Origin of the sequence: Spirulina subsalsa PCC 9445 (genome assembly GCF_000314005.1) — a bacterium.
Classification (GTDB): Bacteria; Cyanobacteriota; Cyanobacteriia; order Cyanobacteriales; family Spirulinaceae; genus Spirulina_A; species Spirulina_A subsalsa.
The window spans coordinates 4,749,493-4,774,960 of record NZ_JH980292.1 but is presented as its reverse complement, the minus strand read 5'-3'; the positions used below and the strand labels follow the sequence as shown (position 1 = coordinate 4,774,960).

Annotated in this window: 23 protein-coding genes, 2 tRNA genes and 1 pseudogene; 10 read left to right on the top strand and 16 right to left on the bottom strand. The window is 48.1% G+C overall.

Annotated elements, in window-relative coordinates; genetic code table 11:
• Positions 1-18: 18 nt before the first annotated feature.
• From SPI9445_RS0121775 to SPI9445_RS0121760, 4 genes are all read right to left on the bottom strand, one after another.
• Complete coding sequence (locus SPI9445_RS0121775) at positions 19-921, bottom strand: Rpn family recombination-promoting nuclease/putative transposase (protein WP_017306910.1); 903 nt, start codon at positions 919-921, stop codon at positions 19-21.
• A gap of 6 nt (positions 922-927) precedes the next feature.
• The gene (locus SPI9445_RS0121770; protein ID WP_017306909.1) at positions 928-3,603 is read right to left on the bottom strand and encodes an MGH1-like glycoside hydrolase domain-containing protein; all 2,676 of its coding nucleotides are present in this window, start codon (positions 3,601-3,603) and stop codon (positions 928-930) included.
• A gap of 819 nt (positions 3,604-4,422) precedes the next feature.
• Positions 4,423-5,064: a hypothetical protein gene (locus SPI9445_RS0121765; RefSeq protein WP_164674575.1), complete on the bottom strand. Its 642-nt coding sequence runs from the start codon at positions 5,062-5,064 to the stop codon at positions 4,423-4,425.
• A 239-nt stretch (positions 5,065-5,303) separates the two neighbouring features.
• Positions 5,304-5,579: a TMEM165/GDT1 family protein gene (locus SPI9445_RS0121760; RefSeq protein ID WP_017306907.1), complete on the bottom strand. Its 276-nt coding sequence runs from the start codon at positions 5,577-5,579 to the stop codon at positions 5,304-5,306.
• Between the two features lie 110 nt (positions 5,580-5,689).
• On the opposite strand from SPI9445_RS0121760, the gene SPI9445_RS0121755 reads away from it, so the two are divergent.
• On the top strand, positions 5,690-6,871 hold the full coding sequence (locus SPI9445_RS0121755; protein WP_017306906.1) for an aldo/keto reductase: 1,182 nt from the start codon (positions 5,690-5,692) through the stop codon (positions 6,869-6,871).
• 88 nt (positions 6,872-6,959) lie between these two features.
• Here the strand turns inward: SPI9445_RS0121755 and SPI9445_RS0121750 are convergent, their stop codons facing one another.
• Positions 6,960-7,712 carry a peptidylprolyl isomerase gene (locus SPI9445_RS0121750; RefSeq protein ID WP_017306905.1) on the bottom strand — a complete coding sequence of 251 codons (753 nt, stop codon included), beginning with the start codon at positions 7,710-7,712 and terminating at the stop codon, positions 6,960-6,962.
• A 13-nt stretch (positions 7,713-7,725) separates the two neighbouring features.
• Positions 7,726-8,292, bottom strand: coding sequence for a photosystem I assembly protein Ycf4 (locus tag SPI9445_RS0121745; protein WP_017306904.1), 567 nt, complete (start codon positions 8,290-8,292; stop codon positions 7,726-7,728).
• A gap of 176 nt (positions 8,293-8,468) precedes the next feature.
• Here SPI9445_RS0121745 and SPI9445_RS0121740 point away from each other — a divergent pair, with 176 nt between their 5' ends.
• Positions 8,469-9,224 (top strand): hypothetical protein, encoded by a 756-nt coding sequence (locus tag SPI9445_RS0121740; RefSeq protein ID WP_017306903.1) that lies wholly within the window; start codon positions 8,469-8,471, stop codon positions 9,222-9,224.
• On the opposite strand, the pseudogene SPI9445_RS31495 reads toward SPI9445_RS0121740, so the two are convergent.
• Positions 9,199-9,759: pseudogene (locus tag SPI9445_RS31495) on the bottom strand (RNA-guided endonuclease InsQ/TnpB family protein); the annotation flags it as partial. The gene SPI9445_RS0121740 and the pseudogene SPI9445_RS31495 overlap by 26 nt on opposite strands.
• Positions 9,760-10,140: 381 nt before the next feature.
• On the opposite strand from SPI9445_RS31495, the gene SPI9445_RS0121730 reads away from it, so the two are divergent.
• The 3 genes from SPI9445_RS0121730 to SPI9445_RS0121720 all read left to right on the top strand — a co-directional run bounded on the left by SPI9445_RS0121730 (position 10,141) and on the right by SPI9445_RS0121720 (position 13,338).
• Positions 10,141-10,674 (top strand): HMA2 domain-containing protein, encoded by a 534-nt coding sequence (locus tag SPI9445_RS0121730; RefSeq protein ID WP_017306901.1) that lies wholly within the window; start codon positions 10,141-10,143, stop codon positions 10,672-10,674.
• Positions 10,675-10,777: 103 nt separating this feature from the next.
• Entirely contained in the window at positions 10,778-12,976 is a 2,199-nt protein-coding gene (locus SPI9445_RS0121725; RefSeq protein WP_017306900.1) for a heavy metal translocating P-type ATPase, read from the top strand.
• 113 nt (positions 12,977-13,089) lie between these two features.
• Positions 13,090-13,338, top strand: coding sequence for a hypothetical protein (locus SPI9445_RS0121720; protein ID WP_026080004.1), 249 nt, complete (start codon positions 13,090-13,092; stop codon positions 13,336-13,338).
• A gap of 94 nt (positions 13,339-13,432) precedes the next feature.
• Here SPI9445_RS0121720 and SPI9445_RS0121715 read toward each other — a convergent pair whose 3' ends face one another.
• From SPI9445_RS0121715 to SPI9445_RS0121685, 6 genes are all read right to left on the bottom strand, one after another.
• On the bottom strand, positions 13,433-13,732 hold the full coding sequence (locus tag SPI9445_RS0121715; RefSeq protein WP_017306898.1) for a DUF5132 domain-containing protein: 300 nt from the start codon (positions 13,730-13,732) through the stop codon (positions 13,433-13,435).
• Positions 13,733-14,011: 279 nt separating this feature from the next.
• Positions 14,012-15,916, bottom strand: coding sequence for a tRNA uridine-5-carboxymethylaminomethyl(34) synthesis enzyme MnmG (gene mnmG, locus SPI9445_RS0121710; protein ID WP_017306897.1), 1,905 nt, complete (start codon positions 15,914-15,916; stop codon positions 14,012-14,014).
• A 143-nt stretch (positions 15,917-16,059) separates the two neighbouring features.
• Positions 16,060-16,272 (bottom strand): hypothetical protein, encoded by a 213-nt coding sequence (locus SPI9445_RS0121705; protein WP_193379266.1) that lies wholly within the window; start codon positions 16,270-16,272, stop codon positions 16,060-16,062.
• Positions 16,273-16,314: 42 nt separating this feature from the next.
• Entirely contained in the window at positions 16,315-17,796 is a 1,482-nt protein-coding gene (gltD, locus tag SPI9445_RS0121700; protein ID WP_017306895.1) for a glutamate synthase small subunit, read from the bottom strand.
• A 399-nt stretch (positions 17,797-18,195) separates the two neighbouring features.
• A complete protein-coding gene (locus SPI9445_RS0121690; RefSeq protein WP_017306893.1) occupies positions 18,196-18,387 on the bottom strand; it encodes a hypothetical protein in 192 nt (63 codons plus the stop codon).
• A gap of 2 nt (positions 18,388-18,389) precedes the next feature.
• On the bottom strand, positions 18,390-18,716 hold the full coding sequence (locus SPI9445_RS0121685) for a hypothetical protein (RefSeq protein ID WP_017306892.1): 327 nt from the start codon (positions 18,714-18,716) through the stop codon (positions 18,390-18,392).
• Positions 18,717-19,112: 396 nt separating this feature from the next.
• On the opposite strand from SPI9445_RS0121685, the gene SPI9445_RS0121680 reads away from it, so the two are divergent.
• A tRNA-Gly gene (locus SPI9445_RS0121680) sits at positions 19,113-19,183 on the top strand.
• Positions 19,184-19,263: 80 nt separating this feature from the next.
• Here the strand turns inward: SPI9445_RS0121680 and SPI9445_RS0121675 are convergent.
• The 3 genes from SPI9445_RS0121675 to psbX form a co-directional block, all read right to left on the bottom strand.
• On the bottom strand, positions 19,264-19,815 hold the full coding sequence (locus tag SPI9445_RS0121675) for a TolB family protein (protein ID WP_017306891.1): 552 nt from the start codon (positions 19,813-19,815) through the stop codon (positions 19,264-19,266).
• Between the two features lie 60 nt (positions 19,816-19,875).
• Positions 19,876-20,790 carry a Ycf66 family protein gene (locus SPI9445_RS0121670; protein ID WP_017306890.1) on the bottom strand — a complete coding sequence of 305 codons (915 nt, stop codon included), beginning with the start codon at positions 20,788-20,790 and terminating at the stop codon, positions 19,876-19,878.
• 141 nt (positions 20,791-20,931) lie between these two features.
• Complete coding sequence (gene psbX / locus SPI9445_RS28930) at positions 20,932-21,051, bottom strand: photosystem II reaction center X protein (RefSeq protein WP_071525320.1); 120 nt, start codon at positions 21,049-21,051, stop codon at positions 20,932-20,934.
• A 164-nt stretch (positions 21,052-21,215) separates the two neighbouring features.
• Between psbX and SPI9445_RS0121665 the strand changes: the two genes are divergently transcribed.
• From SPI9445_RS0121665 to SPI9445_RS0121650, 4 genes are all read left to right on the top strand, one after another.
• Complete coding sequence (locus SPI9445_RS0121665) at positions 21,216-21,551, top strand: tRNA-binding protein (protein WP_017306889.1); 336 nt, start codon at positions 21,216-21,218, stop codon at positions 21,549-21,551.
• A gap of 135 nt (positions 21,552-21,686) precedes the next feature.
• On the top strand, positions 21,687-23,297 hold the full coding sequence (locus SPI9445_RS0121660; protein ID WP_017306888.1) for an adenosine deaminase family protein: 1,611 nt from the start codon (positions 21,687-21,689) through the stop codon (positions 23,295-23,297).
• A gap of 389 nt (positions 23,298-23,686) precedes the next feature.
• Positions 23,687-25,018, top strand: a complete 1,332-nt coding sequence (gene dnaB, locus SPI9445_RS0121655; protein WP_017306887.1) for a replicative DNA helicase — start codon at positions 23,687-23,689, stop codon at positions 25,016-25,018.
• Positions 25,019-25,251: 233 nt separating this feature from the next.
• Positions 25,252-25,324, top strand: a tRNA-Ala gene (locus tag SPI9445_RS0121650).
• Positions 25,325-25,468: the final 144 nt, after the last annotated feature.

Sequence of the window (25,468 nt, the reverse complement as noted above, 5' to 3'; positions counted from 1 at the left end):
CTCCTGATTCTCCCCCTCCTAGAGAAGTTGCTGAACTCTTTCTAGGGGTAAGTCTAGCAACTCAGCAATTTCTGAGGGACTCTGACCACGACTTAGAAGACGTTGAACTAGGTTTCTTTGCGCTTGCTGTAACCCCTGTTCTATGCCTTGCTCTATGCCTTGCTGTAAGCCCTGTTCTATACCTTCTTGACGACCTTCTTGACGACCTTCTTGACGACCTTCTTGACGACCTTCTTGACGACCTTCTTGACGACCTTCTTGGCGACCTTCTTCAAAGGCTTCTTGATAAAAACGAGTTTGTTTTAAATCGGTTAGTCCTAACATTTCCGCTATTTCCTCTCGACTCAGTTGGGGTAATTTGTAAACGACTATTGTTTCAATTAAGTCAATAATATCTCGTTGAATGGTTGTTGGGGATAACTCCTCTTGAGCTTGTTCAATCAGTCTTTGAGCCAGTTCCATTGCTTGGCTCTCTTCTTCCACCACTAATTGAATTATACTCACTCCTAGACGTTCCTGTACTCCTTCTAACTCGTCGAGATAAACCCGAGTCACTTGACTAGAGCGCAATAACTCCCTGAAGTGTTGGGGGGGTTCCCGTTCAATGGTACGAGTGGGATAAATCACGACAACTCGCCAAGGGTGAGGGGGTTGGTATTGACGAAGGTAGAGGAAGAGTTCGGCGAAAAGGCGATAGTACAGGGTTTCGTCGGGTTGGAATTGAACCTCGGCTAGATAAAAAGGCTGGGTGGCATCCTCTGAGACGGGGAGGAATAGACCATCTAAGCGAAAGGCTAGTTGTTTGACTTCTACGGAGGTGAATTGGTAGTTATTGGCTTCTGTGGGAGGACGATTCAGGAGTTCAAAGAAACTGCGGGGATATTGTTGAAAGATACGGTAAAAGATGCTGTCGGTTTTCATGGGTTTTTATCCTCCATACTCACCCATTTGTTGGATTAACTTGGCAATTAATCCTGTCCACCCGGTTTGATGACTGGCTCCAATGCCTGCGCCGTTGTCGCCGTGAAAATACTCGTAGAATAACAGGGCATTGTGCCATTGGGGGTCATATTGGAATTTGTTATTGCCCCCAAATACGGGACGACAACCGGAGGGGTTATTGAGGAAGAGACGGATGAGACGCTGGGAGAGGTCTTGGGATACTTGCCAGAGGTTCATCCATTGACCGGATGCGGTGGGACATTCGACTTGGAATTGATCTCCGAGATAGTGGTGAAACTGTTGCAGGGCCTCGATAATCAGGAAATTGAGGGGGAGCCAAATGGGGCCGCGCCAGTTGGAATTGCCGCCAAATAAGGCGCTGGTGGACTCGGCTGGTTCGTAACTGACGCGATATTCCTTGTCTCCTACCCAAAAACTATAGGGGTTATCGTGGTGGTAACGAGAGAGGGAACGAATTCCGTAGGGGCTGAGAAATTCGTTTTCGTCGAGGAGTTTGTTGAGGATGCGTCTGAGTTTGTCTTCTGGGACGAGGCGATCGCGTGTAGCATAACATAAGGCTAACATCCGCCGTGCTTTCTCCCCGCTCGTTTCCATACAGGCCACATTACGCTTGAGGTCGGAACGATGGCCTATAAACCACTCTAAACGGGCTTTAAAGCGCGGAAATTGCTCTAATAGGTCGGGTTCAAGGGTGGTAATGGCCAAGAGGGGAATTAACCCCACGATGGAGCGAATTTTAAGGGGAATTTGTTCGCCGTTGGGGAGGTTGAGAACATCAAAAAAGAATCCCTCCTCATTGTCCCAGAGTTGGGTTTTATCGCCGCCAATATGGTTGAGTGCATCGGCAATATAGAGGAAGTGTTCAAAGAATTTAGTAGCCATGTCTTCATAGACTGGGTTCTCTTTGGCTAATTCTAGGGCGATAGCCAACATATTTAAACAATACATGGCCATCCAACTGGTACTATCAGCTTGTTCTAAGTGTCCCCCCGTGGGGAGTTGTGCGCTGCGGTCAAACACGCCAATATTATCTAAGCCCAAAAACCCGCCCTCAAAGACGTTCTTTCCGTCGGTATCTTTGCGGTTCACCCACCAAGTAAAGTTTAACAGCAGTTTTTGAAAGACTCGTTCTAGAAAAGTGCGATCGCCTTTTCCGCTATATTTCTTTTCAATCTTATACACCCGCCAAGTCGCCCAAGCTTCCACAGGGGGGTTAACATCATTAAAATTCCACTCATAGGCGGGAATTTGACCGTTGGGGTGCATATACCATTCCCGCGTCATTAAATCCAGTTGCTGTTTCGCAAAATCCGGATCAATTAACGCCAAGGGAATACAATGAAACGCTAAATCCCACGCCGCAAACCAAGGATATTCCCACTTATCCGGCATGGAAATAATCTCCTCACTCTCCAGATGAATCCATTGCCGATTGCGAATAAATTCCCGTTCTGGTGCAGGGGCGGGCATGGTTTCATCCCCTTTTAACCACTGGGCAACATTGTAGTTATAATATTGTTTGTTCCACAACAACCCCGCAAAAGCTTGTCGTTGAATCTGCCGTTGTTCTACCGTTAAAGAACGGGGAGCAAGTTGATCATAAAACTCATTAGCTTCTCGTTGGCGGGTGATAAAAATACGCTCAAACTCCTCCCCAAAAGGTTGGGCGATATCTCGGTTTTGACTGAGCCGCAATTGAATAATTTTGCGACCTCCTGCGGGTAGATCCATAAAGTAATGGGGGGCGGCTTTTGTCCCTGTTTTATGGGGATTAACCGCCTCTTTTTGACGGTTCACAACATAATCATTAATCCCATCCTTTACATAATCTCCCTCATTGGGAACGTGAAAGAGTCGGTCTAAATTAGTTTCATTATCCGTGAATAAAACGCAGGTGTTGCCCTGACTATATAAACAATACTCTCCCAATTGCGGATGATGGGCGGCAATTTTGCGAAAATCATTCGTGCTAGAAATTTGCTCTAATTTTGGCTTTTCTTTACCCCCTTCCCATGACCAAGTATTGCGAAACCAAAGCATCGGTAAAACGTGCAGGGTTGCCTCATCTGACCCGCGATTATCTACCGTAATTTTAATTAAAATATCTTCGGGGGACGCTTTAGCATATTCCACACAAACATCAAAGTAGCGATTTTCAGAAAATATCCCCGTGTCGAGTAGTTCAAACTCCATTCCTTCCCGTCCGCGCTGGGCATTTTCTCGGATTAAATGACTGTAGGGAAAGGGATGTTGAGGGTATTTATACAGGAATTTCATATAGGCATGAGTGGGGATATTGTCAAGATAAAAGTAATATTCTTTAACATCTTCCCCATGATTGCCTTCTGTACCTGTGAGGCCAAAAAGACGTTCTTTCAAAATCGGATCTTGACCATTCCAGAGTGCGATCGCAAAACAGAGGAGTTGGTGATCATCACTAATTCCCCCCAAGCCATCTTCCCCCCAACGGTAGGCGCGGGAACGGGCTTGATCATGGCTAAAATAGTCCCAAGCTTGTCCATCGTGGCTATAATCTTCCCGTACCGTTCCCCACTGTCGTTCACTTAAATAAGGCCCCCATTTTTTCCAAGGGATATTTTGGTCTTTGATTTCTTGTAAGCGACGTTGTTCTGTATTCATTTTTTTAAAGCCCTTTCAAAAAAGTTCCTAGTTGCGCGTCAGCGCCTCCAATATTTGGGGCTTGCTGAAGAAAGTGATAATTCTTTCCGATTCCCCACTCCTCGACTTTTTCAGCAAACCCTAGTCAAACGCACCGCAAAACCCTAACTAACCCTTCCGGTTTTTCATCTCAACTCCGAAAGACTCCTGAGTTAATCCCCCCAAAACAAACAATTTGCAGGCGAGTTTTCCACCCAAAACAGCCAAGCAACCCCAGAAAATAGTTTCCCCGTAGAATCCAGTCCCAACTATCTCCAAGAGTTGGCAGAAGTGACAAAGAGTTTTAGTCCGAAATTGTGGGTCGCAGGAGAAGAGATACCAAGTAACAGTGTTATGCCCCAGTCCTCATTTTAACAAAAATGTTGCGGAATTCCCCTTCCTCGCTTGCAGGGAGGGGATGAATAGCAACCCAGCAATATACTGAGCGACAGCGAATCCATGCTAAGATAAATATATCTTGACCACTAACTCCCAAAGCGAAAACCAAGCTAAAAAGGGCTGTGTTGCAAGAGAAAATTTGGGTCTTAGGAACTAGGACTTCTGCCTGGGGAGGGAAGATAAGACTCGCTATATTTCGGTATAGAAAGCACTTCCCATTGAATCAGGAAGCTCCATCCTCGCGCCTCGGCAGGGTGGGGTAGTTCACAGCCCTTAGCAACCCCAAAGGATTCATCTTGTAATCTTCTTAACAAAACACAGCACAGCCAGCCCCCCAGAAGCACAGAAAATGGAGGAACTTCTCTTTTTCACCCTCTCGACCCTTTCCCCTGCTATCAAGCCTTAATTCTCGCTCCTGCTGCCTCGTTCCTCCCCGAACACCTGCCGCCATGCTGCCACAGTACCCGCGCCAATTTCCACATCATAACTCGCCCGTCTTCTGCCACTTTCTGGGTCTTGAAATTCAAGGCGAATGGTCATATTTCCTCGGGGTGCATTGGCTAAAGCGGCCGCTAAATCCGGGGGAACTTCCCCCCCACTGTACTCATAGGCCTCACCATTAATACGAAAATGGATCACATCGGGGGAAACATCCCGATGACTCCAATGTTGCACGCGCTGATAATCCGTGTAGGGAATATAACGACTGTAGCGGTGTCCCGTGCGACGATTATAAAAATAACGGCGACGGTAACGAGTGCGGGGAACTAAACTTTCTCCAGTGACCCAAAAATTGCGCACCGTTAGACGAATGCCGGAACGACTCCATTGGCTGACAAAATGCCCATTAAGGCCGCTAATTCGGTCATGACGATCATTAACATGGAAACCATCAAACTCATTGTAGAGGGGAGTAGACCAATCGGTGCGGGTGTTGTAGGTGATGGGTGCCGGGTCTACAGCCCAAACGGGTGAGATGGCGATCGCACTCATAACCACCCCCAGCAGCGTTGAGCCATAGTTCAGAGTCCAGAATGATTTCATACTCACCTTCTCTCGTGCTAATGGGAGACAACAAAGGGACAGGATGAACGCTTCTAGACGGTTTCCCCGCCTAAAAGTTCCCTCGCTCTAAAGTCCCTCCTCACCCTCTTCTGTCAGATCCGGTTCAAATCCTGATTCTCTCGTTGGCTGTGATGGCGAAGATTCGTTAAAATCTTCCAGAGTGAAAGGAGAGGGATATTGCTCATCTATCTCCTTCGTCGGGAAAAAACTCAAGCAGTTTACTCGTCCTGAGTCCAAACAATGCGCAAGGCTAAAATCGCAAACCCTATAGCCGCGATCGCCTTAATCAGTTTAGCACTGAGGAAATGAGCCAAACCGCCCCCAAGCAGCACCCCAATCAAACTCGCCAATAATAAGGCCGCCACCGTACCGAAAAACACCGCCCGAGGGGATCTTGAACTCCCACTTAAAGCGATCGCCGCCAATTGACTTTTATCCCCAATTTCCGCTAAAAACACGGTAATAAAACTTAAACTTAAGAGTTGCCAGTCCATGAGTCTTACTTAAAACAGACGCTTGATTCATAATTCATTATGACATGGGGAATCCCTAAATGTCGCCAAAATCCATAACTTGTACAACAGGGAACGCTTTACCAAAAAACATGGACTATAGACGTTTTGGACGCACTGAGTTAAAAATGCCCCTATTCTCCTGTGGGGGAATGCGCTATCAACATCAATGGCAAGATTTACCTTGGGGGAAAATTCCCCGAGAGAGTCAACACAATCTAGAGGCCACCATTCGCCAGGCTTTAGAATTAGGCATTAACCACATTGAAACAGCGCGAGGGTATGGCACATCAGAAATGCAGTTAGGGCGAATTTTACCCCAATTTCCTCGCGAGGAACTCATTGTACAAACCAAGGTCGTTCCTAAACCTGATGCCCAAGAATTTCGCCGGATGTTTGAGCAATCTTTAGCCTTTCTCCAGTTAGATTATGTCGATTTATTAGGCATTCATGGTATTAATACCCCGGAAACTGCAGAAAATACCTTTAAACCCAATGGCTGTTTAGCCGAAGCGCGAAAATTGCAAGCCGAGGGCAAAGTTCGTTATATTGGGTTTTCTACTCATGGTCCCACAAATATTATTATACAAGCCATTAATACGGGGGAATTTGATTATGTTAACCTCCATTGGTATTACATTTTTCAAAACAATTGGCCAGCCATTGAGGCCGCCACTCGTCAGGATATGGGGGTATTTATTATTAGTCCTTCGGATAAGGGGGGAAGATTGTATGAACCTCCCCAGAAATTAGTAGAGTTATGCCAACCTTTAAGTCCGATGGTCTTTAATGACTTATTTTGTTTATCCCACCCCCAAATTCACACCCTTTCTGTGGGGGCTACGCGGCCGTCTGACTTTGATGAACACCTCAAAACCTTGGATCACCTAGAACGGGCTAAGGAGGTCTTATCGCCCATTCTAGACCGCTTAGAAGCAAGGGCGGTTGAAGTGTTAGGAGCGGACTGGTATTATTCTTGGCAGAAGGGTTTACCCTCATGGGACAAAACACCGGGAGAAATCAATATTCCGGCGATTCTATGGTTAAGAAATTTAGCCTTAGCCTATGATTTAGTAGAGTATGGCAAGATGCGCTATAACTTGTTAGGAAATGGGAGTCATTGGTTTCCAGGAAATAAAGCCGATCGGGTCTTGGATTATGATTTGAAAGCCTGTTTAAGCCATAGTCCCCATCAGGAGAAAATCCCCTTTTTGTTAGCCCAAACAGATCGGTTATTGGGAGGGCAAGCGGTTCAACGTTTGTCTCAGTCTTAGTTTTCGGCCAAGAAGCCCCGCGCTCCGCGCTCTTCTAATAGGAGAGTGTCGAGACGGGGCTTTTGAAGTCTTGATAATTGAGGATTAATTATCTCTTCAGATTTTCTGCACCTGCGGTTACACGGGCCGAGTCAATGCGATCGCCTTGTTGAATGCCATCCACAACATCCATCCCTTCCGTCACATAGCCGAACACCGCATAATCTCCATCCAAGAAAGATAGATCCGCTAAGGCAAAATAGAATTGAGCCGAAGCCGAATCCGGCATCTGAGAACGCGCCATCGCCACCGCTCCCCGAGTATGATTTAACACCGGAGCCCCAGAAACCCGAGCCTGCTTAAAAGTCTTACTATACAGGGGTTCATCGGCACCTTGGGGTTTAATTTCCAAAGGAATATAACGCGGCCGCCCTGAATCGGGATCCACAAAACTCCCGGTTCCCAACTGATTCACCGAAACATTGGGGTTTTTGCCTTGAGGATCCCCCCCCTGCACCACAAAAGGCTGAGGGTCCCGCACGACTCGGTGAAACACCAAGTTATCATAGACCCCACGGCTCACCAGATCCACGAAATTCCCCGCCGTAATCGGTGCATTCTCTCCATCTACCTCAATCGTAATGGGAGAACCCTTCACCGTCATCACAACAGTGGCTTTGCCTTCTAATCTGGGTAATGTACTCATTTCTGGATTGCTCGCTTGGGCTGTAATTGTATTATTGGTTTCTGCACTGGCTTGGGTCGAATTGTTTACGGAATCGGCACAACCCGCCAACATTAAACCACTTACAACCATTACCAGCAACAGAGATTTTAACCAAGGTTTTTGAATAGTCTTCATCAGTATTTCTGAACTAAAGTCCTTCGAGAGGAACTTGTAAAAAACGTGCTAACTCAGCACCCTGATTTTCTAAGTCAGACAAGGACATAGGTTCTCCAACCCGTGTTAGGGGGAGATCCCGTTGTTTTTTCACTCGTAAGTACAACGCCCGTTTCGGGTTCAGTCCGTCCCGAATCTCCGCCCGCACCGCTTGGACATCTTCCAGTGTATACACCAGTTCAATGCGACGGTTTTTGCCCGGAAACCCCCAGCGAAAAATTTTAACCTGTCCGGTTTTTTTGTTGAACTCATTGTAACCGCCGCCCACATCTAACAGGATCACCGTCAGAAGATACAAGGTGACGGAAGTTCCGGCCAAACCATAAAACAAAAGGGCTACGCCTTGGGGAAAGAAAATCAATCCACTGGTATCACTGACCACTAAAAGATTGACGTGGAAGTAACTCGACAGTCCCGCCAGTAAGAAGCCAATGCCACCAATAGCGGAAATCACAGCCCAAAAGTAATTACTAAACCGACGGGAGCCTAAAATGTCCTTGCGTAATATCAAATCGTTATTATTGATTGTCTCTGCTGTCATCTATGAAATATCGCCGCTTCAGGCTTAAAAACTCACCTTAATTAGTTTGACACATCTGGTGCGAATCCATCCTCTCGACCAAGGGTGCAACTCTTGTGTCCCCTAGTCTCAAAATGATAATTTTTCTGAAGAAAGGTTAAGCTGAGAAGAGTTGAACCCAGCGAGGACATTTTTTTATGCTTCAATTTGTTAAGCGATCGCTCTTGAGTACCTTCGTGTTAGCCAGCTTAGTCGCTTGTAGTGGCAATACACCAGACACCAGCGACGCTACCTCTCCGGGGGAAACCGTCCAAAATGGTGCAACCCCTTCAGAGGTGGAATCCCCTAACACAGGTGCCACACTGACCAATCCTGACACCACCGCAGCAGACAGCACCCCCACCGAGGAGGAAGGAACTCAAAATGGGTGGCAAACCATACAAGGCAATGGTTTAGCCCTCCAACTCCCCGCACGGTATCAAGGGGGCAATCCTAAAACCGATTTAAACCGACTCGAAGCCCAATTAACCGCCATTAATCCCGCTTATGCCGACCGATTGGCCGGGATTAAGGAAAATCCCGATGCGATCGCCTTCCTCGCCTTTGACCCCCAAAGTGCCGCCACCTCGGGCTTTCTAACCAATGTAAATATCGCCACCGAAAACATCCCCTCAGAAATTGGCATCGAAACCTACATGGAAGCCGCCAAAGAACAATTAGCCGCCCTCTACACCCTAGAAGAACCCCAAATGGTCGATCTTCAAAATGGAAAAAAAGCCGGCCGACTCGTGGGAGAAATTGACACCGACAGCGCCAAAATTAAACAGCTTTTCTACATGATTCAAGAAGGCGAGCAAATTTGGATCGTCACCTACGCCGCCACTTCCGAAGAATTTAACCGCTTATTACCCGAATTTGAACAAAGTATTAAAACTTTAGAATTAGGCTCCTAACCCTCCTCGCAGCAATCCCCCTTAAAGCCTTGAAAACATGAGTTTCCAAGGCTTTTTGCTTGCCCATTGACACTCCCCGCTCTTGCATAGACGGGGATTCTTGGTTCATTGAGATTACTTGCTTAGACAAAATCACTTCTGAAAAAGTAGAGGTATTCTCTCCCCAAGCGTTTATTGGGTCTATCCCAAAAGTTCCCGTATGCCCTACGGTACTCAACCCCTTCTTAAGAATGTTGATAGCGGCGTTTTCATCCCTATCTAAAACACACCCACATTTACACTGATGGGTTCTAGTCGATAGAGATTTTTTAACAGTTTCACCACAATTTGAACAGTTTTGGCTTGTATAGTTCGGTGCGACAGCAATCGTTATCTTACCAAATTTAGCCCCAAAATACTCTATCCATTCTCGAAACTGATACCACGCCGCATCATTGATTGATTTAGCTAGACAATGATTCTTGACTAAGTTCTTGACTCTTAAATCTATGCGCTTCGCGCAGGCTGCGCCAACGTAGGCTATCACATCGTTGGAAAGAAATTAACATCACGGCGGTTAAAACCGCTCGTGTCGCATTTCATCCCCCACTTAAAAGGGAGGCTTTCATGCTCCCGCTATTTTCCCGTAATCACCTCACGATATAGCGCGGCGCTTCTCGGCGGTTCAGACCTATTCATTTTTGCAATATTTCTCAATAAGGAAAACTTGCTTTTTGCTAATTATTCCTGCTATTCTCAGGAAAGACTCTTGCAATAGATTCTCAATACAAACCCAAAAATCTGTTAAAAACCTGTCGTTTTAAACGGTCTAAATTTTGCCCCAAAGCCTTGTAGCACAAGCTTTAAGACAAGATTCAGCCCAGCCTGCTCTCTGGATTATAATCCAGAAACTCCCTCAGATTCAGTTAGCCGAACTATGGAACAAACCATTGCCACCTTAGAACAAACCTCCCCCAACTCCCAGCAAATCTCTGAGTTTCTCCAAGAACACGGAGAAGTCGAGATGATTCTACCCGTCATCTTAGGATTATTTGTTACCAGTCGTTTTCAACTGCGGGGAGCCAATGCCCTCCTCGTGAACCTAGCTGTTGCAAGTATTTCTCGACAGGTATTCCGAGAACTGAAAAAACCCTCCGCCGCCACCCCCACCCCTCCTCAACCCGCCCCCACTCCAACTCCCCCCAGCTTTGGCGATGATCGATTTACGATTATTCATTCCGTCCCCGGCCGCATTCGCCTACGCATCCCCGAACTGAGTAGTAATTCCGCCTTTGCCAAACGCTTAGAACGACTCCTCAACGCCGAGGAGCAAGTGATCCATGTGCGCGTCAACCGTGCAGCCTCCTCCATCGTCATTCATTACCACACGGGTAATTTGAGCGAATTAGAACTAGGTCTGCGTTTAATGAATATTCTAGAAACCGCTAGTCAAGATTCCGAATCTAACTAGGGAATAGGGAACAGGGAATAGGGAATAAGTCTTAATTCCCCCTCTCCCTACCCCCCACTCCCTACCCCCCACTCCCCACTCCCCTGCTCCCCCTCCCCCCCTCATGTCCTCCCCCTCCTCCCCTGACCTAACCGCCCCCACCCTCATTCACACCGTCCCCGGTCGGGTACGCTTACGAGTGCCGCAAGTCCAAAAAAATAAGCCCCTCACCGAGTCCTTACAGGCCAAGTTACGCCTACAATCTTGGGTGGAAAACTGCCGAATTAACCCCTCCGCCGCCTCCGTGGTGATTTATCACTCCACCTCAGACCCGACAGAAGTTTGTCGGCGATTTTGGCAAGTCTTGCAACCCGTCCTTGAGGCGTTCCCCCTCCTCCCATCCCCCCCCAAACTTAATCCCCCCCGCTTCGAGGGTCTAGAACAATGGTCTAGTCTCGCCCTACCCACCACAGCCACCCTCTTAGCCTTTGCCAGTTACCGATGGGCAAGCTTACCCCTACGCTTCTTCGCCCGTGCCGCCCTCGTTGCCGCCGCCTTTCCCGTTTCCCAACGAGCCTTTAAGAGCTTATGGGTAGACCGAAAACTAAATATTGACGGTCTGGACTTCCTCGCCCTGATTTTAAGCAGTTTTCAAGGCAAATTAATCACCCCCTCCCTCGTGATTACCCTCCATGAACTGGGGGACTTGATCCGAGAAAAAACCGCCCGTTCGACAGAAAAGGAAACAGCCGACTTGTTAGATACCATTGGGCGTTTTGCTTGGGTGGAACGAGACGCACAAATTACCCAAATCCCCAGTAATGCGGTGCAGGTGGGGGAAACGGTGGTGGTTTATCCCGGAGAACGGATTCCCGTGGATGGGGTTGTCATCAAAGGAGAAGCGACCATTGACCAGCAACAACTCACCGGGGAATCTATGCCCATTGTGGCGGTGCCTGGTACCTTAGTTTATGCTTCTACCCTAGTCCGGTCTGGTCAAATTCGCCTAACTTGTGAGCGGGTGGGAGAAAAAACCCGGGCGGCCGCCAGTATTGAGTTATTACAAAAAGCCCCCGTCCATGATACCCGTATGGCGAACTATGCGGCTAAGGTGGCGGATCGGTTGATTCTGCCCTCTCTGACCTTAGCGGGGTTGGTGTGGCTGACGACCCAAGACGCAGCGCGGGCGGCTTCGATTCTAACGTTGGATTTTGTGACGGGGATTCGGGTATCGATGCCGACGGCCTTTTTAGGGGCCTTAAGTCATACTACCCGTCACGGGATTTTAGTCCGTAGTGGGCGGACGTTGGAGTTATTAGCGGAAGTGGATACGGTGGTTTTTGATAAAACCGGAACCCTCACCCAAGGTCAGGTTAAGGTGGTAGGGTTGGGGCGACTGACTGACCGTTTTTCCTTTGAGCGTTTGGCTCAGTTGGCGGCTTCGGCGGAACAGAGAATTACCCATCCCATCGCTGAGGCGGTTGTAGAGTATGCCCAAGGGCAGGGGGTTGATCTGTTACCTCGGGATCACTGGCATTATGAACTGGGGTTAGGCATGGATGCGGTGGTTGATGGGGTGTGGGTGTTGGTGGGGAGTGAGAAGTTTTTACAAGAACAGGGTGTGGTGCTGGGGGATTTACAGGGCTTGGACTGGGGAGAGGCCCAAAAGGATGTTTTTCCCCTGGGCGGTCTTTCGGAGTGGTTCTCGTTGATTTATCTGGCCTGTGATGGCAGGTTGGAGGGGGTGATGCAGTTCACGGATCCCCTCCGGCCGGAGAGTGCGCGGGTGATTCAGAAGTTGCAGGAGGACTATGGGATGAGGATTCATCTCTTGACGGGGGATAAGCAACAACGGGCGCGGGAGGTGGCTCAGGTGTTGAATATTCCGCCCTCTCAGGTGCATGGGGAGGCGTTTCCGGAGGACAAGGCGAAGATTGTGCGGGATTTGCACCGGGGCGGGCGGACGGTGGCTTTTGTGGGGGATGGGTTGAATGATTCGGTGGCTTTGGCCTATGCGGATGTGTCGATTTCTTTTGAGGATGGGTCAGATGTGGCGCGGGAAACGGCGGATGTGGTGTTGATGAATAATGATCTCGGGAGTGTTTTGGAGGCGATCGCCATTGCCCAAGAAACTCGCGCTTTGATTGAACAGAATACCTTTTTAGTTGTAGCGCCCAATCTCTTGGGCTTAGGTTTGGCGGCAACGGTGGGACTCAATCCCCTCTGGGCAACGATTATCCACAATGGAACCGCGATCGCCGCCGGATTGAACAGTTTACGCCCCCTCGTCCAGCATCACATCGAAACCAATATAGTCCTGTAAATCTTTCCTGATCTCGGTTAATTGTTGAGAAACTTATGCAATAATATGGAGCAAAGGGGAACTCTCCCCAAGCTTTAAATTACTCTTTACCCATTCTATACTCGCGCTTAACCATGTCATTGATTCACTGGGATAAATCTGTTTTAACCTTCCATTTAAGGGAAATGATCGAAGATCGTCAGACAGGCAGCCCCACCGCCCTACTCGGCTTAGGAGCGCTCGTCGCCGGAACAATTGTTTTACCAGCCGCCGTCAAACTCGGTAAACCCGTATTGAAAGGAATTATCAAAAGTGGCTTATCTCTCTATCAGGAGTCCCAAGCCCCTAAATCGGCAGGAAATGCGTCCCGTAGCGCATCCTAGGCCAACCAACACAAAAAAGGAGTAGAACGAAAGTGTGTTGGCACATTCTACTCCTCTAAAATTGATTGGAAAACTGGTAAAAAACAATCAAGAACTAAGACAATTCACCGCCACTCGCTTGACTTGTCAGTTGAGCATTTTGGGATTCTTTTTGGGCTTGTTCCGCCACCACTTCCGCCTTAGCTTCCGCCACAATATCCCCCAAAACTTCTCCGGCCTCGGCAATAGTTCCTTTCGTTTTATCGTATAAAACCAAACCCGTTTTAATGGTTGCCTTAGCCACAGGTTTTAGTAATGAGGCGACAGTAGGGGCTAAGACGAGCGCACCAATCCCCAAAGCAATGGCTTTAGCGGGAGAGGTTCTCTGATAGATGTGTCTAGCTTGTTCTAACATGGGTTTTGTGGAGAATACAGTGATAGGGTAGGGAGTCTGCTTATTGGGGGGTGTGGGGGGAGTCCCCCCACATACAACCGTGTAAGACTTTCACTTTATTTATTCATAGAACTTAACCGAATAAATCAACCCAGCAGATGACCCATTCTTTCTATTATATAACTCTTTCAGCAACAATGGAGTACGCCCTAAAATTCCTTCGCCGAGACTGGGAGAGAGATTGTAGAGTTTCAGCCCCTATCTTGGGGGGAATCCATGAATCCCCCCTCATAGAACCGATTATTTCGCCCCCGCTACAGCCTGACGATTTTGTACCTCTAAATAAATCAACAAAGCGTTAACATCCGCCGGATTAACGCCCCCCGTGCGAGAAGCCTGACCCACCGTTAAAGGACGAACTTTTGTTAATTTTTCTCGGGCTTCCATTGACAAAGTATCAATCATCATGTAGTCCAAATCTTCCGGTAGTTTTTTATTGGCATGACGAGCAATTTCATCAATTTGATTTTGCTGACGTTGGATATAACCGGAATATTTAAGATCAATTTCCGCCCCTTCCTTTTCCGCTTGTTTTAACCCAGTATCTCCTAAGCCATACTGTTCTAAATGCTCATAGTGGAAACCGGGACGACGGAGTAAATCTCCTAGGGTAATAGACCCCTTAATTTTTTGCTGAGTATCCGCCACAATTTTCAATCCTACCGGGTCATTCTCCTTAACCCGAGTGGTTTGTAGCCGTTCTTTTTCCGCCGCAATTTTGGCATATTTTTCCGTAAATAATGCCCAGCGACGGTCATCAATTAAGCCGATTTTTCGACCAATAGGCGTTAACCGTTGATCGGCATTATCAGACCGTAACAAGAGCCGATATTCAGACCGAGAGGTTAACATCCGGTAGGGTTCACGCAAATCTTTTGTACATAAATCATCAATTAACGTTCCTAAATAACTTTGCTCCCGAGGAAAAACAATCATCTGCTCCCCTCGGACAAAACGCACCGCATTAATGCCCGCCACAATCCCCTGAGCGGCCGCTTCTTCATAACCCGTTGTCCCGTTAATTTGTCCCGCCGAAAATAGCCCCTCAATATACTTAGTCATCAGGGTTGGATAACACTGAGTCGCCGGGAGATAGTCATATTCCACCGCATAGGCAGGGCGCAACATTACACAGTTTTCTAGGCCGGGTAAACTGCGTAACATCGCCAATTGTAAGGTTTCCGGTAAACCTGTTGAGAAGCCTTGAATATACAGTTCTGGGATATCTCGGCCTTCCGGTTCAATGAATATCTGGTGAGATTCCTTATCGGCAAAACGCACGATTTTGTCCTCAATACTGGGACAATAGCGAGGGCCTTTGGCATCAATAAAGCCCCCATAAACTGGGGAAAGGTGCAGGTTTTCCCGAATTAAACGATGAGTTTCTGGGGTGGTGCGGGTGAGATAGCAATTCATTTGTTCTTGCTCAACCCACACCTCTGGGTCAAAGCTGAACCAACGGACTTGTTCATCAGGGGGTTGGACTTCCATTTTGGAGTAGTCCGCCGAGCGTTTATCGACGCGGGCGGGGGTTCCGGTTTTGAGTCGTCCGGTTTCAAAGCCTAGTTTATTGAGGGTTTCGGTCAGACCGACGGCGGCAAATTCCCCAGCGCGTCCGGCTGGCATGGATTTAGTCCCGACCCAAATTTTCCCCCCTAAAAAGGTTCCGGTGGTGAGAACAACGGCTTTGGCCGCGAAACAGGTTCCGAAATAGGTTTCTAGGCCTAGGATTTCTTGGTTTTTGCCTAGGATGAGGTCGGTGGCCATGCCTTCACGGATGACCAAGTTTTCTTGATGTTCGACAATATTTTTCATCACGCGGGCATATTGTCGTTTATCGGTTTGAGCGCGCAAGGCCCAAACGGCGGGGCCGCGAGAGATATTGAGAACGCGCTTTTGGAGGTAGGTACGGTCGGCCATTTTCCCGATTTCCCCGCCCAAGGCATCGATTTCATGGGTCAGTTGGGATTTAGCGGGGCCTCCGACGGCGGGATTGCAGGGTTGCCAGGCGATTTTATCGAGGTTGAGGGTGAGCATGAGAGTCCGACAGCCTAAGCGGGCGGCGGCTAGGGCGGCTTCACAACCGGAATGACCGCCTCCGATTACGATGATGTCGAATTCGTCTTGAAAGTTGGGTTTTGTCATAGGGGATGAGGAATAGGGGGTGTGGGGAATTAATTATCAATTCTGCCACACCCCAAACGCTTCAGAAGATTTGCCCTCTAGTTTGGTTGGAGAAATCCTGCCAAATTATGGCGAGTCTATGAATGAAGAATCCCCGTCTTTGATTAGTAACTATCGTTAGGACTCACCACCTTGAGTTCCAGACGATGATTCGCGTCATTCAAACGATGTGCGATCGCCTGCCGCCAAGTCAAACTAACCGACTCATCCGCTAACACCTCTTGGGCCTGTTGACGGTAAAGGGCGCTCGTCGCCACATCTACCTTTTCCAACAACGCCAAATTATGGTAAACCTTGCGCGGAGATAATAACATCATCCAATCCCTCCAAAAATCAATAAAACAAATAATCAGTAAAAGCTACGGTAGATCCGAAGCTCCCATCAGATACAGGTCACACTGACGGGCAACACCCCGCCCCTCATTAATCGCCCACACGACCAAACTTTGACCACGCCGACAATCCCCCGCCGCAAACACACCGGGTAAACTGGTTTCATACTGCCCATAGTCTGCCTTAACATTACTGCGGGCATCTCGTTCCAGTCCCAGGGCATCTAACAATGGTTGTTCTGGTCCCAAGAAACCCATCGCCAGTAACACCAACTGGGTAGGAATCACCTTTTCAGTTCCCGCAATCGGTTTTGGGCTAAAACGACCTTGTTCGTCCTTCTGCCATTCAATATCCACCGTATGCACGGCCTTCACCTGACCTTGTTCGTCCCCCTCAAACTTCGTGGCCGTCGTCAGGTAAAAACGAGGATCATCGCCAAACTTAGCGGCCGCTTCCTCTTGACCATAGTCCATCCGATAAACCTTCGGCCACTCCGGCCAGGGATTATTCGCCGCCCGTTCGTTGGGGGGTTTAGGCATAATTTCCAACTGAACTAAGCTGTTGCAGCCATGACGAATCGAAGTTCCCACACAGTCAGTTCCCGTATCACCCCCCCCGATAATCACTACATCTTTCCCCTGTGCCGAAATGGGGGGAATTCCGGTTCCATCGAGCAAGGTTTGTGTGTTCGCCGTTAAGAACTCCATAGCAAAGTGAATCCCCGATAGTTCCCGCCCTTCAATGGGTAAATCTCGGGGTTTTGTTGCTCCAGTACAAAGCACAACGGCATCATATTCATTGAGCAAGGTTTCGGCCGATAAATCTTTGCCGATTTCGGTATTACAAACAAACTTAATCCCTTCTTGTTCGAGGAGTTCAATTCGACGTAACACCACGTCCCGCTTATCCAGTTTCATATTAGGAATGCCATACATTAACAATCCACCGGGACGATCTGCCCGTTCATACACTGTGACCCAATGCCCGGCTTTATTCAACTGAGCAGCGGCGGCTAAACCTGCTGGACCCGATCCGACAATAGCCACTTTTTTCCCGGTTCGTTTGCTGGGCGGTTCTGCGGTGATCCAACCTTCATCCCAACCTTTGTCAACAATAGAACATTCAATATTCTTAATAGTAACAGGGGGGTTATGAATCCCTAACACACAAGATCCCTCACAGGGGGCGGGACACACACGGCCAGTAAATTCGGGGAAATTATTGGTTTTGTGCAGACGATCGAGGGCTTCTTCCCACAAACCCCGATACACTAAATCATTCCACTCGGGAATTAGGTTATTGATCGGGCAACCACTGGCCATCCCACTAATAATTGTACCTGTATGGCAGAAGGGCGTTCCACAGTCCATACACCGCGCACTTTGGGTGCGGAGTTTCTCCTCGGGCATGGATAAATGGAACTCGTCCCAGTTTTGAATACGTTCTGAAGGGGAGAGTTCTGAGGGGACTTCGCGTAGATATTCAATAAAACCCGTTGGTTTTCCCATAGTTATATCCTCTAGTGTGTCCTCTATAGTGAAGGTCAGTGAATGGTCGATTCCCCTTGATCAAGTCTTAGTTTGACCAATTCTCTATTCAGAATGGGGTTACTTAGTCAGTTTAGCCAGTTTGTTGGGAAGGGCTTCATTTCTGCAACAAAGTTTTAGATTTTGCCGGAGAAATCTGTTAATTCTTGTTACTTTCTTAAGATTTTTTTAAGTTTATTGGCTTTGACTTTCGCGGTTAATTGTGTTATAATGCTGCCTTTGGATTTACTGTCGCTCAGTTGGCTGGTGTGCTATCCATCCCCTCCCTCTCTTGGTGAGGACGGGGAATTGCGCAACATTTTTGTTAAAAAAAATTCCCAAAAATTCCCCATCCCTTGCGGTTGGGGTGGCTCGCTTCACTCAATCTTCCTCAAGCAAACGCTCTAATTCTTGGGCTTCTAAACGGGCTAAACTGGTGGCAACATCTGCTAACTGTAACGCCAAATTTGCCCGAGATTGGGGATCTTTTTCCCGCCATAATTCCTGTCCTAAACAATGGACGCGATAGCGAAAAGCCTTAATAGAATAGGAAGGAATGCTCTTAATGGTCATAGTTATAATCGTTTTTCGGTAGTCGCTTTTACACCCTGGAAAATTCGCTCAGGTTCGTAATAAATAAACGTTAATAAGACAACATCATCAATGTCTTGAATGACTACATCCTGTTTTACCCACTGAGGAGTAACCTTCTCATGGGTGACAATTACAGTGTACTGTCCTTGGGGTAAGTCATCAAAACCTGCATCGGCGTATACTAAATCTACCGTTTCTGTTCCTAATATTATTCCCGTTTGCTCCAACATAGTAACAAACGGAATCCCACTAATTGAGGTCAGCGCGTTATTTCTTTGATTTCGCACCATAATGAAAATATCTGACATCGCAACAATCCCCTAGAATAGCCCTATCTGTCACTACAGTCCGCAGGGGACTTGTTCCTGAGAAGGTGACTTACTCCCGACGCTGACCGCAAGCGGTACAGCGTGGGCTTCCCCCGATCATGATGAGACTTTCCTGCTTCTACGGGTGGTTCTAGATTTCTGCTTGGTACGTCCCCTTGTGCCGTGCGATGGCGTGGGGGCTTTCCGCTTTTTAGGGACATCCCCGATCAATCCTTCTTCTACAAGCCGCTTGACTCCACAACCCTATCGCAGATCCGCTAAACTAGAAAGCCTTCTTGCGCTAAACTTTTATGATGGGGCTTGCACCCAAATTGTTGGTCAAGGGGTTGTCTGCGGCTCAGTCTTGTGCTATAGTGATAATTCAGTGAAAAACCAGCGGGTGTAGTTTAGTGGTAAAACTTTAGCCTTCCAAGCTAATAATAGGGGTTCGATTCCCCTCACCCGCTTAAGATTCAAGAATATTGCTCTTGGCTTTTGCTGGGGGAAGTCTGGCACGGTACCTTTGGGGGATGTCGTCGGGAGGAGGTCATGGCAGTAAACTACCATCCTCAATATCAAATTCAATGTTGGGGCCACGGTCTAACACTTCAATATCCCATTGTCCCCGTCGGGAGGTTTCAAAGACAATATAACGACCATCGGGGCTAATTTTAGGGTTGCGAATCCAGTGACGATAACTATTGTTGAGGATTTCTGACCGTTCTAAGGCTTGATCATAAAGGGCAATGACTGGACGACCGCGATCGCTCACTAAATACACAATATAACGACCCGTGCGACTCAGACTTGGACTTTGGGCGATCGCACCCGTCCGATTTAACCCCCGTAATTGTACAAATTGCCGGGTTTGTAGGTTATAAACCGCAATTTCCGTCCCCCCATTACGATTGGTAATAAACGCCAACAGACGACCATCTCCACTTAAAGCAGGTTGCTCGTCATTATACAAACTATTGAGAGACACCGCCGAAGGTGGGGCGGGAGCCTCACCACAAGCTGTTAAAAGCGTTAGGAGAGAGACTCCCACCCCCCAAAAGCGGAAAGTTTGCCAGAGTCCAGAGCCGATCGAGGATTGCACAGAAAAAGGTTCGTAATTGCGCTTTAGCGCCCAAGTTGCGGATACCCAACAAATTCAGACTTAATAATCAAAATTCCCCCCAGTGCGAGGTTCTTCCTCATAACCGGAAGTCCCGCCAGAATCCCTATCTTCCCCGGATTCAGAATAATCATCCTCACCGGAATCATAGGGTTGATAATCTACATAATCCACATAGGGAGCCGGTTCCTCGTCTTGATAACGACGACTGGGGGCTTCACTGCTGCGACTGGGACGGGAACGAGTCGGTCGTTCCGTTGGAGAGTCTTCCGAGGGAGAACGACGGGGACGACGGGAGGAATAGCCCTCCTCGCTGGTGCTGTAATCATCCCCCCAAGCATCATAGGCATCTGGGCTATTGTAAGGCTCTGTATAGGAATCCGTGCGATCATAGCGTTCAGAAGTGGGGGGAGTGGGACGAGACGACCGACGGGAGCGACGTTCTGCGCTGGGTCGTTCTGTACTCGGGCGCTCCGAAGGACGACTGCGCCGACTGCGGGGTGGTTCCGTTTCATAGGCATCTCGGCGATTGCTGCGAGGGTCTTTTGTCCCCCGTAACTGTCGGGGATTGGTATAGCGTTCTTCCGCGTAGGCCTCGATTTGGTCATATTCCGGTTCTCGATAGGCCTGATAAGACCGACTCACGGGACGATCTTCATCCACTACCGGAGTGCTGCGTTTGGCTTGTTCTGTGGCTAAACCCCGTAACCGAATGGTTTCAAAGGCGAAAAAGACGGTAGATAGGGCCAGTAAAAACTGCCCAAATTGTAGGATCGGGTCTAGTCGCCAACCTTGGGTTAGGAGAATAATCCCACAGGCTAAACCCACCGCCGAAAAGAAAATATCATAATCTCGCGACAGTTCAGGGCGGACAGAGCGCAAAAAATAAAGACCTGCCCCGGCCACTGCTAAAAATAACCCTAAGATGCTTGCGGAATTCCAGCCAAAATTAACCATTATTACTACTGCTCTCCTCGGTCACTCTTATCCTAGCAAGTCTTGACAACAAAATCAGGAGTTTGGGAGGATTCCCCAACTCCTGTTAGGTATAGCTGATCAGGATCTCTGGGGGATCTGCGATCGCACCCTGACTCCCATTTAAGAGCGGATCACTCGATCTTTGAGACTGATAAAGACCAAACCAACCGTTGCCGGGATAACAACGATTAACGCACCAGCCAGTAGGCTGTACAGAAAGTTAGCTAAAGATGGTGTCATAGTCTTCTTGACCTTTGTTTTGTTAAGGAGTGAAACATTACTTCGCCAATTTTAACGTATGGGGGGTGGGGAGGGCTACTGGACTCTCCCCGATCTCATAGAGAGGGGACAGAAACGCTCTCTGATTTTGTGTAGGATTGAGTGATGCTCAGGAATCACCGCTTATGTCCACCATCACCTACGCTGATTTTGAGAAAATCGAAATCCATACGGGGAGAATTATCCGCGTTGAGGATTTCCCAAAAGCCCGCAAACCTGCCTATAAACTGTGGATTGATTTCGGGGAGTTGGGGGTTAAAAAATCCAGTGCGCAAATTACTCAACGCTATTCTAAGGAAGATTTACGCGATCGCCTGATTGTCGCCGTTACCAACTTCCCCCCCCGACAAATCGCCGATTTTCGCTCAGAAGTCCTAGTGCTTGGAGTAGTTTTAGACGATCAACAAGTGGTTCTCCTGCAACCGGATCAAACCGTTCCCCCCGGTCAAAGAATCCTGTGACATCCTCCCGACACCGACCCTAGGGGTACGGTGCGGGCTTCCCCTAACCGTCTTTCATCCCGACACTGACATTCCTACAGTGTGGGGCTTCCCGACGATGAGCTAAACTAAAGCATCTCTTGATCCAAGACATCCATGCTCAAACCCCATCACCTTCTGGTCTTCCTGACCGTTCTCCTCACCACCGGATTAACCCCCCGCCCCGCACTCACCCAACGCACCCTAACCCCAGAAACCCCCTCCCCCACCCTAGTCCAGGAAACCCCCCAAACCCCCAGAGAGCGAGACATTGCCAACTGGTTTGAAGCCAACCGCGATCGCCACACCCAAATCCGCGCCTTTGTCCAGCGGATGCCCAAAGGCGCCGATCTCCACTCCCACCTCTCCGGAGCCGTCTATGCCGAAAGTTATCTTGGATGGGCTGCCTCAGAAAACTATTGCGTCGATCCCAACGCCCTCGTTTTAGTCGCCCCCGCCGATTGCCGCTCCACCAACGGTCACATCCAAGCCGACCAAGTGTTCCGCAACATCCCCCTCTACAACGCCCTCATTGACCGATGGTCCGTCCGCAATCTCCCCTTTGCCGGACAAACCGGACACAACCAATTTTTCTCCGCCTTTGATGGCTTTGATGCCTTCTCCAGTGACACCGCCATGCGTCCTAGAATGGTAGCCGAAGTCATTCGTCGCGCCGCCGCCCAAAATATCCAATATTTAGAGCTAATGCTCACCATTCAAGGACGTGCCATCCGCGACCTAGCCCCAGAATTACAACTCAGCCGAGGAGACGAACAAGCCTTTGCCCTCGCCCGTCGTCAACTCCTACAAAATCCCCAATTTCAAGCCCTCATTCAACAGGGAGTCGCCGAACTCGACACCCTCCAACAAGACTTATTTCTAACCCTCGGTTGTCACCACTCCAACCGCCCCAGCCATTGTAACGTCACCGTCAACTACATCCAGCAAACCAACCGCCTCAACCCCCCCGAACAGGTTTTTGCTCAATTCGTCTATGCCGTAGAATTAATCAAAGCCCATCCCGATATCGTCGGCTTAAACCTAGTCGCCCCAGAAGATCATCCCGTCGCCCTACGAGACTACAGCCTCCAGATGGCCATGTTAGGCTTTCTCCATCGTCAAGAACCTGATCTCAATATTGCCCTCCATGCCGGAGAATTGACCCTTGGTTTAGTCCCCCCCAGCGAATTACGTTTTCATATTCGTGAAGCCGTCGAAGTCGCCCAAGCCAAGCGGATTGGGCATGGGGTGAGCATTTTTTATGAAAATGATCCTTGGGATCTCCTTGCGACTATGGCACAACGGGGAGTCCTAGTAGAAATTTGTCTCACCAGTAACGACGTGATTTTAAATGTGACCGGACCCGCTCATCCCTTCCTCGATTATTTAAAAGCTGGAGTCCCCGTAACGTTAGCCACAGATGACGAAGGAATTGGCCGGATTGATCTCAGCCATGAGTATTGGCAGGCCGCCATTCACTACGGTTTAGGTTATGTAGAATTAAAACGTTTAGCTCGCAATAGTTTGGAATATAGTTTTCTGCCCGGAGACAGTCTCTGGTCTAGTCCAGAGTACCGTTCTTTGGTTGCTCCCTGTCAAGGCGATAATCCCGGCAGTGGGACTATATCAAGCGGATGTGCTAATTTTTTAGCCAATCATGAACGAGCCAATCAACAATGGTTGTTGGAAGCTCAATTTTCTCAGTTTGAAGCGGCGCCTTGGCCCTAGGAACAGGGAACGCCGGATCTGGGAACAGGCCAGAGGCAAGAGGTCATAGGTAATAAGCAACTTGAACAAGTTAAGCTTGTGTGCATTTTGTCAAGTCCCCTGTTCCCCGTTCCCTGTTCCCTTGACTTCAATTTTGGACACAACCGGATTTTCCCACCTCCCCTGTTCCTTCCCGTTCCCTAGACTTCTAACATTGAGCCTTAACTTGTCAAGATTGGGTAATAGGTAATGGAGAATACTAATCAACTCCCGACTCCCGATTCCCGACTCCCGACTCCCCCGTTCCCTAGACTTCTAACATTGAGCCTTAACTTGTCAAGATTGGGTAATAAGTAATAATTCTTGATTCCCCGACTCTCCGACTTATTCAGCAAGCCCTAATTACTGATATGATTAGCAATTTAAGTAGTCTTGGGGATGTTCTCCCTCCCCAAAATATTGAAGCCGAAGAGGCTATTTTAGGGGGAATTTTACTAGATCCTGAAGCCATTGGACGGATTTTAGACACCCTACAAGCCGATGCCTTTTATATAGAAGCCCATCGTTCCATTTATCAAGCAGCCGTTGCCTTACATAATGGAGGTAGACCGACGGATTTAATGACCGTCACCAGTTGGTTACAAGATCACAGTCTGCTTGATAAAATTGGCGGTATTGCCAAACTAACCCAACTGTTAGAAAGAACCGTTTCTGCTGTCAATATTGACCGTTATGCTGCCATTGTGATGGATAAATATGTCCGTCGTCAACTCATTAGCGTGAGTTATGAAATTGGCACATTGGGTTTTGATACTACCCAAGGATTAGAACAAGTTCTAGACCAAGCAGAACAGAAAGTTTTTCAAATTACCCAAAAACGCCCACAACAAGGTTTAGCTCCTCTTTCTGATGCCTTAATTGAGACATTTTCTGAATTATCTAGCTTACAGGAGGCTACATCACTCCCCGGATATACCTGTGGTTTTTATGATTTAGATGCCATGACCAGTGGTTTCCAACGGTCGGATTTTATTGTGGTAGCTGGACGGCCATCTATGGGGAAAACCAGTTTTGCTTTAAATATTGCCACGAATGTGGCAAAACAACATCAATTACCTGTGGCCGTTTTTAGCTTAGAAATGTCTAAAGAACAGTTAGCTCAAAGGGTTTTAGCTGGGGAAGCCGGAATTGAAAGCAATCGTTTACGTTCAGGGACTATTTCGGGAACAGAAATGGAGGCTATTTCTCGGGCGATTGGCGAATTAGTAGATTTGCCTATTTATATTGACGATAGTGCAACGTTGAGCGTCATGCAAATGCGTTCAGAGGTGCGTCGATTACAGGCTGAAAAAGGGGGTAAAATTGGTTTAGTTTTGGTGGATTATTTACAGTTAATGGAAGGGGGAGGAGATAATCGGGTACAAGAAATTGCAAAAATTACCCGTTCTTTAAAAGGGTTAGCTCGGGAAATAAATGCTCCTGTGATTGCTCTTTCTCAATTGAGTCGGAGTGTGGAGTCTCGGACGAATAAACGCCCTATGATGTCAGATTTAAGGGAATCGGGATCTATTGAACAAGATGCGGATATGGTGATTATGTTGTATCGGGATTCTTACTATAATCCCGATTCTCCAGATCGCAATCTGGCTGAGGTGATTATTACGAAACACCGCAATGGTCCAACGGGAACAATTAAGCTGTTATTCCAACCGGAGTTAACGAAGTTTGCCAATTTAGCTTAGGGAGTCGGGAGTCGGGAATCGGTGTAGGGGCGCAATGCTTGCGCCCTAGGGAGTCGGGAATCGGGAATTGGCAATAGTCAGGAGTTTTGGCTATTCACTAGCTACTAGCCACTATTCCCCCTCTCCCCCTCTCCCCACAGCCCACATCTAAAAAATTTTGCTTAAACTCTAGACATTTTTGAGAGAGGATGTATAATAGTAAATGCGCGCAAAAAAAGAGCGCGGTTTTTTTCGGGGGTATAGCTCAGTTGGTAGAGCGCCTGCTTTGCAAGCAGGATGTCAGCGGTTCGAGTCCGCTTACCTCCATGAGACTTGGAACGTTATAGAATCTGGGGCTGAAGGGATTTACTCAATCCTTACTTGCCCTAAATTACTCAATGTTTACTCCTCATAGTGGCACTGGACAATTGCTCTGTCAAGGGGATGCTTACCTCCATTCTTGAGAGAACA